The organism is Helicobacter pylori, from assembly GCF_003637685.1.
GTDB lineage: Bacteria > Campylobacterota > Campylobacteria > Campylobacterales > Helicobacteraceae > Helicobacter > Helicobacter pylori_CJ.
This window is the reverse complement of the sequence record NZ_MVWW01000011.1, coordinates 12710-28365: the sequence shown is the minus strand read 5'-3', so window position 1 is coordinate 28365 and position 15656 is coordinate 12710. Positions and strand designations below refer to the sequence as shown.

At 32.6% G+C, this 15656-nt stretch carries 14 protein-coding genes and 3 pseudogenes; 13 read left to right on the top strand and 4 right to left on the bottom strand.

The genetic code is table 11. From position 1 onward, the window contains the following. The first annotated feature begins 1 nt into the window (after position 1). From EAL44_RS07275 to EAL44_RS07220, 12 genes and pseudogenes are all read left to right on the top strand, one after another. A complete protein-coding gene (locus EAL44_RS07275) occupies positions 2-2035 on the top strand; it encodes a type IA DNA topoisomerase (RefSeq protein ID WP_121076349.1) in 2034 nt (677 codons plus the stop codon). A gap of 116 nt (positions 2036-2151) precedes the next feature. Then, positions 2152-3321 carry a VirB8 family type IV secretion system protein gene (locus EAL44_RS07270; RefSeq protein ID WP_121076346.1) on the top strand — a complete coding sequence of 390 codons (1170 nt, stop codon included), beginning with the start codon at positions 2152-2154 and terminating at the stop codon, positions 3319-3321. Continuing rightward, positions 3321-4854, top strand: a pseudogene (locus tag EAL44_RS07265) (TrbG/VirB9 family P-type conjugative transfer protein). Before EAL44_RS07270 ends, EAL44_RS07265 begins: the two are co-directional and overlap by 1 nt. Continuing rightward, positions 4854-6119, top strand: coding sequence for a DNA type IV secretion system protein ComB10 (locus EAL44_RS07260; RefSeq protein ID WP_121076343.1), 1266 nt, complete (start codon positions 4854-4856; stop codon positions 6117-6119). Before EAL44_RS07265 ends, EAL44_RS07260 begins: the two are co-directional and overlap by 1 nt. A gap of 69 nt (positions 6120-6188) precedes the next feature. Next, positions 6189-6485: a hypothetical protein gene (locus EAL44_RS07255; RefSeq protein ID WP_121076340.1), complete on the top strand. Its 297-nt coding sequence runs from the start codon at positions 6189-6191 to the stop codon at positions 6483-6485. Then, a complete protein-coding gene (locus EAL44_RS07250) occupies positions 6475-6738 on the top strand; it encodes a hypothetical protein (protein ID WP_121076337.1) in 264 nt (87 codons plus the stop codon). Before EAL44_RS07255 ends, EAL44_RS07250 begins: the two co-directional genes overlap by 11 nt. Next, positions 6735-7034 carry a hypothetical protein gene (locus EAL44_RS07245; protein ID WP_121076334.1) on the top strand — a complete coding sequence of 100 codons (300 nt, stop codon included), beginning with the start codon at positions 6735-6737 and terminating at the stop codon, positions 7032-7034. The genes EAL44_RS07250 and EAL44_RS07245 overlap by 4 nt, the downstream gene beginning before the upstream one ends. Next, on the top strand, positions 7034-7975 hold the full coding sequence (locus EAL44_RS07240) for a CpaF/VirB11 family protein (protein WP_033756312.1): 942 nt from the start codon (positions 7034-7036) through the stop codon (positions 7973-7975). Before EAL44_RS07245 ends, EAL44_RS07240 begins: the two co-directional genes overlap by 1 nt. Continuing rightward, positions 7972-8426: pseudogene (locus EAL44_RS07235) on the top strand (mobilization protein). Before EAL44_RS07240 ends, EAL44_RS07235 begins: the two are co-directional and overlap by 4 nt. Further along, complete coding sequence (locus EAL44_RS07230) at positions 8423-8713, top strand: hypothetical protein (protein WP_000159810.1); 291 nt, start codon at positions 8423-8425, stop codon at positions 8711-8713. The pseudogene EAL44_RS07235 and the gene EAL44_RS07230 overlap by 4 nt, the downstream one beginning before the upstream one ends. Continuing rightward, positions 8714-9271, top strand: coding sequence for a hypothetical protein (locus EAL44_RS07225; protein ID WP_121076331.1), 558 nt, complete (start codon positions 8714-8716; stop codon positions 9269-9271). Further along, positions 9272-10996: pseudogene (locus tag EAL44_RS07220) on the top strand (type IV secretory system conjugative DNA transfer family protein). It abuts the gene before it with no gap. A gap of 267 nt (positions 10997-11263) precedes the next feature. Here EAL44_RS07220 and EAL44_RS07215 read toward each other — a convergent pair. After that, the gene (locus EAL44_RS07215) at positions 11264-11545 is read right to left on the bottom strand and encodes a type II toxin-antitoxin system RelE/ParE family toxin (protein ID WP_121076374.1); all 282 of its coding nucleotides are present in this window, start codon (positions 11543-11545) and stop codon (positions 11264-11266) included. Next, on the bottom strand, positions 11538-11852 hold the full coding sequence (locus EAL44_RS07210; RefSeq protein WP_121076328.1) for a hypothetical protein: 315 nt from the start codon (positions 11850-11852) through the stop codon (positions 11538-11540). The genes EAL44_RS07215 and EAL44_RS07210 overlap by 8 nt, the downstream gene beginning before the upstream one ends. Before the next feature lie 280 nt (positions 11853-12132). Here EAL44_RS07210 and EAL44_RS07205 point away from each other — a divergent pair, with 280 nt between their 5' ends. Further along, a complete protein-coding gene (locus EAL44_RS07205; protein WP_121076325.1) occupies positions 12133-14052 on the top strand; it encodes a relaxase/mobilization nuclease domain-containing protein in 1920 nt (639 codons plus the stop codon). A gap of 24 nt (positions 14053-14076) precedes the next feature. Here EAL44_RS07205 and EAL44_RS07200 read toward each other — a convergent pair whose 3' ends face one another. Beyond that, a complete protein-coding gene (locus EAL44_RS07200; RefSeq protein WP_121076322.1) occupies positions 14077-15249 on the bottom strand; it encodes a hypothetical protein in 1173 nt (390 codons plus the stop codon). Between the two features lie 44 nt (positions 15250-15293). After that, entirely contained in the window at positions 15294-15578 is a 285-nt protein-coding gene (locus EAL44_RS07195; RefSeq protein ID WP_000394655.1) for a hypothetical protein, read from the bottom strand. Between the last annotated feature and the right edge of the window lie 78 nt (positions 15579-15656).

Genomic DNA, 15656 nt, shown 5'->3' with positions numbered 1-15656 from the left:
AATGAAAGATAGCGTGATTATCATTGAAAGCCCTAATAAGGTTGAAAAGATTAAACAACTAACAGGTGCGGAAGTTTATGCAACCATAGGGCATTTTACTAACCTTATAGGCGTAGATATTGAAAATAATTTTGCTTGTAAGTTTGAAATCAAAGAAGACAAGGCTAAGAAAATAAATTTTTTAATCAATGCTTGTAGGGACAAAAAAGTCTATATCGCTACTGACCCTGATAGAGAGGGCTATGGTATTGGCTATCAATTTTATGAAAAAATTAAAAATGTAGCTAGTGAAATTTATCGTGCAGAATTTCATGAGATCACACCAAGCGGTATTGAAAACGGCTTAAAAAATGCGGTGTTATTTTCTCGTTCTAACACTAATTTATACCAATCATTCTTAGGCAGGATTGCAAGCGATCAGGTTGTTGGATTTGCTCTAACAAGCTATTTAAGAAAAAGTTTAAATCTTAGTGAATTGAGTGCTGGTAGAGTGCAAACTCCAGCTCTAGCTTTAATCTGCCAAAGAGATCAAGAAATAAGGGATTTTGATAAGTTGGATGCTGAAGAAAAAGTAGAATATCAAATCCAAGCTAATATTGTGTGCAATGAAAAAGAAGTGATTATTAAGCATGTGAGGGCGAATGAAAAAAACGAACCAGTGGATTTTAAATTTAAAGACAAAAACGAAGCATCTCAATTTTTAAAAGATCTAAAGGACGGATTAGGGTCTATGAGTGTTCTAGTTTCATTAAAAGAAAGTCTATCCAATAAAGAACCCAAAAAACCTTTTACAACCTCTAAACTTTTATCCCAAGCGAGCAAATCCTTAAAAATACCCACTAAAGAAATCGCACAACTTGCTCAAAAACTCTTTGAAGCTGGTCTCATCACTTATCACAGAACTGATAGTGAATTTTTAAGTCCTGAGTATCTCAAAGAGCATGAAGTGTTTTTTGAACCTATTTATCCGAGTGTTTATCAATACAGGGAGTATAAGGCTGGCAAAAACTCACAAGCTGAAGTGCATGAAGCCATAAGAATTACACATCCGCATGCTTTAAAAGACTTAGAAAAAGTGTGCAGTGACGCTAAAATAAGCGAAGAATTAGTGCTGAAGTTGTATCAACTTATTTATGCCAATACAATTTGTTCTCAAAGTAGAAACGCCTTATACAATCAATATGATTGTATCTTTAAAATCAAAAGCGAGAGCTTTAAGCTCTCTTTCAAACTTTTAAAAGAAAAGGGTTTTTTAGAGATTGAAGAGCTCATTCAAGGCAAAGAAGAACTTAACAAGGAAGAACAAGAAAGTGAAATAGAAAACTTTTCATTAAAAGAAAATGATAGTGTCCCGTTAAAAGAAGTTTTTATTAAAAAAATAGAAAAACCCAGTCCTAAACCTTATAAAGAAAGCGCCTTTATTCCCTTATTAGAAAGCGAGGGGATTGGTCGTCCTAGCACTTATGCGAGCTTCTTAGATCTTCTTTTGAAGCGTAAATATATTAGCATTGATACAAAAACTAACGCTATCACCCCTACTAGTCAAGGATTAGAAGTGATTTTATTTTTCAAAAAAGATAAAGAAGTGGATTTCATCGCTCTTACAAGCAAGGATAAGAGCAAATTAGGAAACACTACCAAACAATTTGAAGAATGTTTGGATTTAATCATGAGAGGTGAAGCTAGTTATGAAAAGTTCATGTCTGAAGTCATAAGCAAATTAAAAAGTACCGCCAAGTTTTATCAAACACAATCTACTGACAACAACATGCCTACTGATAAGCAACTTGAACTCATAGACAAAATTTGTAAAGATAAAAAATTACAAAAACCCAGTCAAGAAATCCTGCAGAACAAGGAAAAATGTTCTGATTGGATTGCAGAGCATGTTAAAGAAAAACCTAGTCAAAAACAACTAAATCTGGTTAAAAAAATTTGTGAAGAGTGTAAATTGGCAATGCCCACCAATAAAATATTGAATGACAAATTCGCTATCTCTAAATGGATTGATAAACACAAAAAGACAAAGAAATGAGAATATTTTTAATAGGAATAATTTTATTAGCACTAAGTGGATGTTCTAACAAACAATATGAAATGTATAAAAGCCCTTGTGCCTTTTTTCACTTAAATCAATCCATAGGCTAGTTGATGTCAAAAAGAAGCGAAGTTTTAGGACAATTTCATGGCGGTTTAAAAAATTTAGAATTACAAACTAAAAGACGCATGGATTTGTGGGGCGATCTAAAAGAGAATGAAGAACAAACTTTGCTTTTAGGAGAAATTGAAAATGAATTAAAGCAATTAGAAAACAAAGAAAATCTTAAAGCAGACAACAACACAGAATTTAAAGAAGAAAATCAAGACACTAAAGAAAACCAGCCTAACGATTTGTTTTCTTTGCTATTGCCTACTCAAACCACCATCAATGGAATTAAAGAATTTGTAGAAGAGCCTGTGATAGAAGCAGAGGAAAAAGAAACACCCCAAAACGAGCCAATTCAAGAAAAAAAAGAAAGAATTTTTAAAAACTTTTTCTCCAGAATAGGCTTTGATAAAAGCATTGCTCCCACAATGCTCTTTGAAGAAGTGAGAGATGCAAGCGTTATCTATCATTTAGAGAAAAAATTAGGCGATTATATCTTTTATGTAGCGTGTTTCTTCTTTGGCACAACAGCGTTGCTTATTATCTTACTGACTGTTCTGTTGCCCTTAAAAGAAAAAGAGCCGTATTTAGTGCAATTTTCTAACAATAAAGAAAATTTTGCTTTAGTTCAAAAGGCAGATAGCACCATTACAGCCAATAAAGCTCTTATTCGTTCATTAGTGGGAGCGTATGTGCTAAACAGGGAAAGCATTGCTCATATTGAGCAACATGAAAAAATGCGTCAAAACACCATTAAAGAGCAAAGTTCCAATGAGGTATGGTATGAATTTGAAAGACTCATCGCTTATTATGACAGCATTTACACTAATCCTTTACTCACAAGAAAAGTAAAGATTGCAAATATTTACTTAGATAAAGATTTAGCCTATATTGACATTGAAGTGAGCTTGTATCATAGTGGAGAATTAGAGAGCTTGAAGCACTATAAAGTGGTGATGAGTTTTGAATTTAAAAAACAAGAAATCAATTTTGACTCCATGTCTTTAAACCCTACAGGCTTTATTGTTACAGGTTATGATGTAACTGAAATTGCGATTTTAAAAGACTTGGACGAGAGAAATAAAGTCAAAGATGATGGTGTGAAATCTAGGATTATCCATACCGAGAAAAAAGACCCTCATATGAGCCAGTATAAAGATGTTAAGGAGCAATAATGAAAAAATTTACTCTATCGCTATTTTTGTATTGCGCTTTACTTAGTGCTGAAGAGGATATTTTTAGGAACAACACAAATGAAACTGATCCTGCAAGTTCTTTTGAACATGGCAAAGAAAACAACAATCTTATCCCAGCAAAATCTGATAGTTTAGAAAGTTTCAAAGAACAAGAAAACAAAGAAAAAGCCAAACAGCTTATGGATTTAAAAGCCTTACAGAGCGTGTATTTTTCTAAAAATAGAAAATTGCAAGATAATAATTTCAATGTCTTGTATGTGGCAGGCAACACCAACAAAATCCGCTTACGCTATGCGATGACCACTACTTTTATTTTTGATAATGATCCTATTATCTATGTGAGTTTAGGAGATCCTAGCGGTTTTGAACTCACTTACCCTACTAATGATCATTACGATTTATCCAACATGCTAGTGATCAAACCCTTGCTTATAGGGGTGGATACAAACCTAACCGTAGTTGGAGCGAGCGGCACAATTTATACTTTTTACTTGTTTAGCACCACTTACACCAGCAAGTTTCAAAGCTATTTTTCAGTGTTTGTCTCTAATAAAAGATCTATCGGTAAGCTCAATATTTTGTCTAAAAACGAGCTAGAAAAAAGAGAACAAGAACAAATTGGCTAAAACAGAAACAAATACAAATAGCTGTAATAAACAAGACAAACACAAGCTTGACTATAGAAAAATCAATTATGAGAGCAAGGAAATTGATGATGGCAAGTTTATAAGAATTGGAGATGAAGTCAATCACATTTTCATTGAAAAAGCTAAAATCAATCGTGGTTATTTGCAAAACCCCAAGCACAAACGCACCTGGTGGAGTTTGTGGCTCTATAAAAAACCCAGCGATGACGCGCTTGATATAAAAGCGCTAGATGTCTTTGATGATGGCAAATACACTTATTTTAGATATGACAGAGATCAAGCCTTTTCAAAATTTCCTTACACCTATAAGGTTGTAGATGGGTATGATAATCCTATCAATAGCCGTGTGGTAGGGAATTACATTATTGCTGAAGATGTTTCTAAAAAATGGACTTTAAGGAGCGGTAAGGAATATGTGTGCGTAAGAAGAGATAAGCACAAATACCAAAAATCTAAGGACTTCATGCGTTTAAAAAGGCTTTTAGAGCAAGATGAAGCCATGAAAGCCAAACGAAATAACATGCATTTGATTGAAGACACTACGCCTCAACCTAAAAATGCCATTAGCGTAACGGAGTTGTTAGCTCAAATCAAAAACCAAACTCCAAGTAAAGAATGCCGAGCCTTAAATGAAGAAGAAGTTAAGACTTTAGAAGAGGTTAAAAACATCATAAAAGCTCCCAAGCCTTTGCAAAAAGATTTGAAAAACAAGCTCAAAAAACACACCATCAAAACCCATTATTGCGTGCCTATCCCCTATATAGAAAGACTAAAAACCACTGATGGTTTAGAGAATAATAAAAAGGGGCTGAATAACACTCAAAAACAAAATCAAGCAAACCCTATTAAAGAGATTAAAAAATAATGGGTTTTTTTAGAGTAATTAGAAACGCACCGATTGTAAGTATCTTTATTGTTTTGATGCTTATTTTTTGTGCATGGTTTTTCCTTTATGATGATAGCTCGCCTAAAGCAGTGAAAAAATATGTTAAAGGTAAGTTTCCAATCTCTGACTATCTCTACAAAAAAGCGGATGAAAAGAAAATCCTACCACAGAACAATGTCATTAAACAAGAGATTAAAGAAGAAGAAATTAAAAAATCTTGTAAGGGTCAGATAACAGATAGTAATGGTAATTTAATAGATGATGATTGCAATATTATAGCCACTCAAAAACAAGTTAATAATTTACCAAACTTACCAAAAGATATACTTAAAACCAAACCTACTGTTACCTCCAATCCTTCCAACTACAATACCGCTAACGAAGAAGAAAAATCCCGCCTGGTGATTCTAGCGTCTCGTATTAGCAGTCAAAAAGAAACGCAACCTCCCACCTCCATAAGAAATAGCGTTTCTCACACAAAATCCAAAGAAAAACGAGAGCTTGAAAAAGAATACGGATCTAGCGGGTTTAAAAATTTTAAAAGAAAAAATATAGCGAGCAGTGAAAACAAACTTTTAAGAACGATTACAGCTGACAGAATGATCCCAGCCATTCTGATCACTCCTATTAGTAGTGAAATAGGGGAGAGTAAAATAGTCGCTCAAGTGGAGAGTGATATATACGCAACGATGGGTAGAGCGGTTTTAATCCCCAAAGGGAGTAGAGCCATAGGCTATTACAACTCTAATAACAAAATAGGAGAATACCGCTTAGAAATTGCTTGGAACAGGATCATCACGCCGCAAGGGGTCAATATCATACTAAGCGATGCTAAGGGAGCTGATGTCAAGGGCTATAACGGCATGATAGGCACACTCCATAACAAATATTGGGAACGCTATGGCATTCCTTTATCCTTAAACACCTTGTCAAACGGGCTACTCATAGGTCTTACTAGCGGTCTTACCGAAGCGATGAAAAACAAAAGGGGTGGTTTTAACCAAAACTATTTTGGAGATTACATGATGATGCAAATGACGAGACAAACGGGTATCAGCCTAAATAACATTATCGCTCAAATCATGCGAGAGCAAATCAGGATTAAGCCCATTATCACTATTAGAGAAGGAAGCCATATTTTTATTAGTCCTAATACGGATATTTGGTTTCCTATCCCTAAAAACAATGAAGTCTTAGCGAAATTTTTTAATGAAGAAAAGGAGCAAAACAATGATACAAAATAGCATTATTAATAATAATTTTATTCTAAATAGTGTAAAATTAAAATACAATATTAAACATAAGGATTGCCAATGGAACTCAACCCTGAAGAAGAATTATTGAACACTCTAGAAGAAAGCAAAGATGCAGAATATGTGGAGCTTTGCAAAAAAGCAGTAGAGGCGCAAATGGAATTAAGGAAAGTTATGGATAAACGCCTAGAACATGAAACCAAAGAGACAAGAACCAGAATGCAAGCAAGGATTACTGAAAGGCTGGTTTCAGAAATTTTGAATACCGAAGAGCATTTTTCAAAAAAGATTATCCAAAACGAGAAAACTCTTGAAATTATTTTTGATATAGAAAGGACTTATAACAATGATTGGTGAAAATTTTAATTGCGATGAAAAGCTTGCTCATTTAAATGAAGAGCAAGCCATTTTAGAAGCGCCTAAAAAAGATAAAAAACCTAAAAAGCCTAGAAATTCTAAAATTAAGGATTTAGATTTTTATGCCTCCTATGTGAGCAAAAATGTTGAAATCCAAAAAAAATTTGATGAGACTTATAGGTTGTGCGAACAAAAACAGCAAGAACTCAATAGTTTATTAAAAGAATTGGAGAACTTAAGGAAACAATTATGAAAGACAAACTAGACAAATTATTAAAATTAGAGCTTAATGAGTTAGATAAACTAGATTTAGAAAAAGAGCTATCTCATCTAAAACTCACAAGTCATAAAATTTACCAAGAATACTTACTGGAAAAACACGAAAATTGTGAAAAAAACCTGGAGATTAAAGCTAATAATAAAAGGCTTTCCAAAATACACCATCTCTATTCTTTGGCTAAAAGAATAGAAGATAAAAGAGAAAAAGAGCGCATTGAACTTCAAAGAAAAATGTTAAGGGATTTTGATAACCATCAAGGAGAGCCATAATGATTTCTAATCTTTTAAAAAGTTACCTTGATGACTTTATGCCTATTTTAAGCCAACCTAATTTAAATGAAGTGGTTTTTAATAAAGAAAAAGAGTATTTCTTGCACCGCCCAAAGGAAAAAGTGAGGTGTTTTAATGAAAAATTTACTAATGATTATTTGTTAGTTTTTTGTGAGCAATTAGCCATTTTTAGAAATCAAAAATTCACTCTAAAAACGCCTAAGTTAAACACTTCTTTGCCTTACACGCAAATTAGAATTAACGCATTACACCCTAGCATTATTGCTAGTTCTAATATTTCTATCAATATTAGAGTGCCTAGCAATTTCAAGTTTGAAATTAACGCCTTTAAATTAAGTGAGAAATGTCTGGCTAAAAACATTACCTATGATTTTTTACTTGGCTTAGTAAGTGCAGGTAAAAATATTTTAATCAGTGGTGGCACAGCTAGTGGTAAGACTAGCTTTGTTAATTCTTTGATTGAAAATATTCCCAAAAACGAAAGGGTGGTTACTATTGAAGATAGTCCTGAGTTAAAAATCAGTAACGAAGACCAAGTTAATATTTTAGTGGATAAAAGTGGGAGCGGATTTTTCACTTATGAAGATGGCTTAAATGCAGCCATGAGAATGTCTCCTGATAGATTATTATTAGGCGAAATTGACACGCATAACACTGCGTTATTTTTGCGTTTAGCAAATACCGGGCATAGCGGAATGATAAGCACCTTACATGCTAATAGTGTGGTAGATGCTTTTATAGCTATTTGTCAGAATATCAACTTGAATAAAGGCGGTAAACCTACGCCTAAAGAAACGCTTTTAGATTATTTTTGCACTGGTATGGACTATGTTATCCAAATCAAAAAAAAAGGTAGCGATAGGATAATTGATGATGTTTTAAATGTTAAAAGCGAATTTAAAAAGGAGTTGATGTTATGAAAAATCCAAGACTTTATAGAAAATCTAAACAAAAAGAGGGTGCTAAAAGGATGGAATTTTTATTGGATGTTAGATGTGTCCAAATTTTAAATGATTTAAAAACTAGGCACAACAAGTCTTACACCAAAATTGTAGAAAATCTTATTTAAATAGCCAAATTAGTTTCTACAAACAGCAAAAAATCACAAGCGCTTTAGGCAGTTTAGCGATGCTATATAGCTCATTGAATGCGACTTATTCTAATCTTAACCAGATTGCTTACCATTTAAATAATGCGGCACTTTTAGGAGAAAATGTTATCCATTTGGGCTTATTGCAAGATATTGAAACACAACTGAAAGCTTGGAGTGAAAAAACAAAAATTTTAAACCTAGCTATCAAAAAAAGTGCTTTCATCGTAGCGCATTGTTTAAAAGGGGATAAGAAAATTTTTAAAGGGATGAATTTATGACAAAAGAAACTGATATTGATTTAATTAGAAATTATTTAGAAAAAATGGCATCTATTATTAAAAATTCTCAAAGCATTATCAATGCTCCCCATTTTCTAAAAGATGAAAATCAAGCAAAAATATTGCAAGAAAATCTAAAAGAAAATTTCACTCTTTTAATGGAATATATTAGTGAAGTTTGGGTTAAAAGCGAAGAGGAGTTTGAAGAGTTTATGAAAGATGAGAGTTTTGAGAATGATTTTATGCATTTTATGAGTTTATTAGATAGTAAAATCAAAGTAGAATAAATGCAAATTTATAAGCCTTATTGCTATATCATTTCTATTTTAGCCATTCCTTTTATCTTTTTAGGTGTATCGCATTATTTCTTAGATTTTCCTAGTTTCTTAGCGAGTTATAACTATCTGAAAAAGATTATTTTTAATCTACATAATTTTCCCCATTTTAAATTTGAAATTTATTTTTCATTCTTTTGTGCGTTATTACCGCTATTTTTGACAGCCTACTTATTTTTTAATGGGCACAATATGGATAGTCATGGCAAGGCAGTTTGGGCTGAAATGAAAGATATTATTAAATACGAATATAGGATTTTTAATATTTTTAAAGGCTTGTTTTTAATTTTGTTTTTACCTCTAATGCTTGTTGTCTCTAGCTTTACGCTATTGCCTGTTTTTATAGGGTGTATGTTTTATAAAGTTTATCAATTTGCCAAGAAAAGACCTAAGGTTTTCTTTACGATCTTATCCTTTTTAGTAGTGATTTGTGTCTTAATCTTTGTATTTAGGGGATTTTTAAGTGTAAAACTAACGCTATTTATGAAATATCTAAAAGGATTATTTTAAATGAGAGAAAAATTCAAAACATTAAAAGATAAATTTAAGGATAAAGCCAGCAATTTATTCCATAAGCTTAATAGCATTCAAAAAGATTATTACACTAAGACTCTCCCTAAGGCTTGCAAAGATGTCTTTACGCTAGGTTCTTCTAAAAGTTATCCTATGACCTTAAATTTTAACAAAGGTTTTTGTGTGGGGCTATATAAAGGTTTAAATTCGCTTAAGCCTACTTATTATGATGCTCCGCTTTCTACTTTAATCATCGCTCCTCCTGGAAGTGGTAAAACCGCAGCTGTGGCTGTGCCTAATCTTTTAAATGTGCCTAGCTCTTGTGTGGTGTTAGATATTAAAGGGGAGTTATTTGATTTAACGGCTGGTTACAGACAACAAGTTCTAAAAAATAAAATTTTTGTATTTGATGGAAATGACAACACGCTTAAATTCAATCCGTTTGACAAACGCATTGTAGAAAAATTAGATTTTAACAGAAAGCGAAGGCTTGTAGATGAAGTGGGTAATACTATTTTTGCTGAAGATGGGGCAAATAAAGACCCTCATTGGACACAGCAAGCTAAAAATTTATTTGTCTTTTATGCTCTTTATGATTTGTGCGTGCATAACACTAGCACCTTTTTTGAAATTGCAAGCGCTCCTATAAAAAATTATGTCCCCTTAATCAATCCACAAAGCCGATTTTATACTGAATTATATGAATGTCAAAGTAGCGATAATGGTTTTGTTAAAGAGAATGGGCGTTATATGGCTAAAGTAGAAAATGGCGTTAAAAAAATGAAACCTAATGTCAATGTGGAATTGCTATGGTATAAACAAGTAGCCGAACAAGTCTATACTGACCCAGAAAATCCTAAAAATTATGATGGCTCTGTGAATCATTTAGAAAAAGACGATCAAGGCAATATTATAATGAAAGAGGGCATGTTAGATCCTATTATTAGAAACGAAGCGAACAAATGGGCTAAGGCGAATGATAAAGAGTTTGCGAGCATTAAATCAGTTTATAGCCGTTTTATGCAAGTCTTTACAAGCTATCAAGTTAAAAGCGCTACAGACAGCATGAGTTTTGAATACGAGGATTTAAGGGCTGATAATATTTCACTCTATATTAAAATCGCTCAAACAGATATTGACACGCTCGCACCGCTTATCCGTATCCTTTTGGAAAGTATTGCTAAAAATCTTTTATTGAAAGAGAGTAAGAAATTTGAAGAAAGGGTTTATCTCTTTTTAGATTAATTTGTGCGTTTTGGTAAATTGCCTTTTTTGTTAGAAATGCCCGCATTAAGCAGGAGCTATGGTGTGGTTTTAATTTTTATCACGCAATCTAACGCTCTTATTGAAAAATATTACGGCAAAGAAGATGCAAGAATTGTTAATAGTACCGTGGCTTACAAAGTAATTTTCAAAATGGATGATTTAGAATACGCTAAGCAAGTGAGCGAAGAAATCGGTAAGATGACTAGAAAAACACGAAGCCACTCTACAGAAAAAGGACAGCTCATTATGGGTGGGACTTCTAGTATAAGTAAAGAAGCGTGGGACTTATTGAGCGCGCAAGACATCATGAATATTGATAAAGATGAAGTGATCATTTTGGTGAGCGGTCATAAGGCTAAACCCCTAAAATTAAAAGCGAATTATTATTTCAAGAACAAAGAATTACTCTCTCGTATTAACTGGGAAGTCAAGCCCAATGAAGAAGTGTTTGATTGATCAAAAAAGGTTGTATGAATATTTTTTAATTGCTTTTTAAAAAACGCTTTCTACAACTTTTTATCCTTGTTGCTAAAAAGAAAGCGAGAAATTGTAACACAGATTTGCGTTAGATGATGAGTAAGATTTAAAATAAAGATTAACATTTTTGCAGTGTGGCTTAGCACAACTTATTTTTAGAAATTAGCATGTTTATTTAAAGTTAGCGCAACTTGAATTAAAAATTAGCACGGATTGTTGTTGTAGATAAATTTTTTTAGTGTTTGATCACTTTTTAAATAGCTCGCTATGAGTGTCTAGACGCAATAAAACAAGTTCGTTTTCTTGTTTTTTGATTTCATAAATCAATAACAAGTTTGGCTTGACATGGCATTCTCTCAACCCTTTAAGATTGCCATTCAAAGCATGGTCGCAATATTTTTGTTGGAGTGGTTTTTGCTCTTTGAGACAATCAACAATGCTTGCAACATCGCTCTCTGTAATACGCCCAGATAAAATATGCTTATTAAAGTCTTTAAGAAAATCTTTCTTAGTTCTGACTTTAAGCATCATGCCTTTCTCTTTCTTGTTTTGCTATTTGCAAAAAATCGTTGAAGTCTCCAAACGAAACATCGCATTCTGGGTCATCTTTTGAGGCGATCGTATTTAACAAACTTGGTGTGGGTTCTTTTTCTTGAGAATGTTTTTGGGCTAAAACTTGTCTGATCATTTGTTCTTGCAATTCACACTCTTGGATTTTTTTTATCGCCTTATTTTTATCCCCTTCTGCCTTAAGCAATTGTTTTTCAATGGAGTTTAAGAAATTGTGCAGTTGCTTTTCATTGTATTGCGAGTAATCTGTAACAATATTTGACATATTGAACTCCCTTTTAATAAAAGATAGTTAGCGTAACTTGTTTTCATTTTAGCACAACTTGCAATATATTGAAAGTTTTAAAATAAGTTTTTTTGATTAAGTTTGATTTAAGAATATCTTAAAAGCTCGTGTTTTAGCCACCTGCAAGGTCAAATTGACTTCAATTTTTACGGAATTGAAGTGTTATCCTGCACTTTAAAAAGGGGGGATAATAATGTAGAATAAGAGCTAAAAATTAAAACAAGCAGCAAAGTTTTTGGGAGGATAAAATTACAATAAAATGGCGTTAGAAAAAAGTTATAGTAAAGATTTTGAAAGCGATGAGCTTTTTGATTATGAGATCATCAAGCCCAAAAAGACGCTTAAGATACAATACACTTATGTTAAACGCTATTATAAAGAAGCAGAAAAGTTTGCTAAAAATTTAACCCAACTCACACAAGAAGAATTTATGCGTTTAAGAGAGCCGCAAAAACAAGTGATCATCAAAAACATAGGCAACATGACACGCTTGCATTCAAAAAGGGCGATGGATTATATCGCTAAACATGGTGAGCTGGTGAGAGATGAATTTTTTAGTAGAGTTAATTATAATGATATAGCAGAGCAATGGAATGAGCAATTTGAAAAATTATTAGAAAATAAGAGCCGTGTTAAAAATTGCGCTTTACATCTAGTGTTTAGCATTGATGAAAATTGTAATGAAAAAAATTTAAAAGCTTTGGAATTAAGCGTGTATCAAACACTCACTAAAACGCTAGGTTATGATTACCCTTTTATAATGAAACTCCATACACACCAAAACAATCCGCATGCGCATGTGATTATCAACAAAACTAACAAAATTACCAATAAACAACTACGCTTTCATTCTAAAGACAGCTGTAAAGAGTTTTACCACACACTAAGAGAAACATTTAAAGATTATTTATTTGCTAACTCAAAAGGCGAATTGCAATATTCTAACACGCCCAATATTCATAAGGCGATTAAAGACATAGAAACAGAGTTAGATACGCTAGAAACACAGGCTAGAAACAATAAGAGTTTTAGGCATGAAAACTATTTTTATAAAGTTTTGGGTAGCGCGACTTCTCAAATAGAAAGCTTGAAAAAAAGAGAAAATGCCCTATCTGATCATTTAGATGGTCTAAAAAGTTTATTAGAAAAAACACATTGGGAAAAAGAAAAATTCACGCCCCCAACAAATGAAAAAGAATTTAACCAACAACTTAAAGAAATAAAATGGTTAAATAAAGAATCTTTAACCCCTAAAAATACTTATAAAAAAATTCAAAAATTAGCTGTTTATAAAAGCCCTTTAATAAAAGATTATCTTTATACCACCAAAAAACTTTTTGCCACGCAAAAAAAGATTATAGATTTAGAAAAAGATTATAAAGATTTAAGAGCCTTAAAGGAAGAATTTAGCAAAGATTTAGAAGCTAATTTATCCCATTCAAAAAAACGCTTTGAACTTTACACTAAACTAAAAAGCATGAGCAAAGTTTTCACAAGTAAAAACATTGTTAAAAATTTAGAAAAAATTGCTTTAGATTTTAAAAGCGATAGGCATAGCATTTCGCAAAGAGCTTTTGAATTTTTTAGGTATATGAATTATCAAAATTTAAGCTTGACTGATAAAAGTAATATGTTTTTAGTGGCTAAGTTTTTTAAAAATAGCGCTTTACTTGTTAATATTGCTAGGTTTGAAATGAAAAAGATAGATGATAATATTAGAAATTCTAGCCCACAAGACAATTTATTAGACAGACAAGTTTGGCTCAATCTTTTAGAACATTTAAAGAGACTTGAAGAGGAAAATTATTGTTTTGCTAAGAAGCGAAAAGAATTCTTAGAAACTAGAGCTATGGAGCTATCAAAAGATTTGAAATTTTTAACGCAAGCTAATGAAAATGATTTGCCCATTTATGAAAGAGGGCAAAAGGATAAAATCATTAAACGCTGTGAAAAATCGCTTAACTTTTTACATAAAGAATTACAATGCTTTAAAACCCTATCAAAAAGCGCAAGCATAGCTTTAGAAAACTTGCAAAATAACCATCAAATCACAGCCGTTACACAAGACACGCAAGAAAACACAAACGCACTCAAAAATACCACTCAAAATTTTAACAAAACTACCAATACTACCAATGAACCCACAAGTCCTAACAATAACTATGAAATGGATTTTTAAAACAATTCATAAAATTCAATAACTTTACTTAGCGTATTTTTGAACCAATTCTTCTAAAGTGAAGCCTTTGTTATCGTCTCTCAATTGCTCTTTTTGGCATTGTGAAACATTTTGCTCCACTTCTTCTTTAGTGTTAGAAGTGTCTAAAAGGCAAGTTTTTAAATCTTTTTGATAATCTTGTATGAATTTGTCAAAGCGCTCTTTGTTGTTATAGATTTTGGCTTGCGATTGGGCGCAACTCTCTTTAAGGCTGATAAACTCTTCTTTTTTGTGTTCGTTACGCTCCATGCAAATATCTGCAGCAAAAGCGATCAAGACATCTTTATTCTTTCTCAATAACCCCGCAGATTGCATAGCCAACTTGTTCGCATCAATAAAAGGGCTTTGCTTTTCTAATTTAGGGTTCATATCCAAAGCGATTTCTTTCAAGCTCTTATTGTCTAAATGCGTTCTTTGGCAATGGGTGGATTTTTTATAAGGGCTTATAAAAACGCCATTCATCAGAGCGGCTTTTTCTAATTTTGGATCAACTTTTTTAATGCAAAAAGAAATAGCCGATTGAACGCTCAATTCTTTAGAGCTAGAATAAGGGTCGTGAAATTTTTCATGCACTTCTTTTTGGCATAGTCTTTCCCTATTAGCTAAATGGGGCGAATTTTTAACGCATTCTTTGGTGAAGTAAGGGATAATGTATGACTTATATTGCGCGTATTCTTTTTCAAACGCTTCTAATTGCGCGAAATTGATTAGCCTTTTTTGTTGGTCTTTTTGTTTTTCATAAGCGTTAGTTTTATCCTTGCATTGTTCTTGTAACTCTGGGTTATGGAAGTCAGAGCAGCTAAAACGACGCTCTTGTTTTTGAATGATGGGCGTTAAGAGAGTGTTTAAATAGGCATCGTTTCTTTTAAAGCACTTATCTTTTAAACCTTCATTAGTGAAATCACCGCATTGATACTGATCAATCTTTTTAGTGATGATTGGTTCAATAAGCTCTTCTTGAGCCTTTAAGCATTGCTCTATTCCATTATATTTTTTAGGGAAAGACCACATTTCTTTTTGGCAATCGTATTTTGGGTTATTTTTAGCCTTAGTCAAGTGGTCGTTTAAGATTTGCTTGTCTAAAAACGCGCACCCGCTCACGCCTAATCCCATTAAACATGCTAAAGCCCTCAACTTTAAAAGTCTTGTTTTTTCCATTTAAGTTCCTTTGGTATGAAAATTGATATGAAAACACAATAAAATCACAACTTGCTCGCCTTATCTAAAAGCATTTGCTTCATTTCTTTTTTCTTGTGTTCTAAATAAAAAACAATAGCGTCTTGAACAAACACGCTTTTATTTTCTCTGAACGCTCCAAATTCATTCAAATACTCTTCTACGCTATTCATCACTTTCTCTGAAATATAGAGCGTGTGGGCTTTTTTCCTGTCTTCTTTTTCATGTTGGTTTGTTTCATGCTTGTTGGCGTTCTCAAAGCGGTTTTCTAAATCGCTTAGCCTGTCTTTTTTAGTGTTTTTAAATTCCATATTTATCCTTTAAAGTAGATTGTTTTTAATATCATAACACAATTAAGCGTTATTTAGAATTAAACTAATTCTACCCTT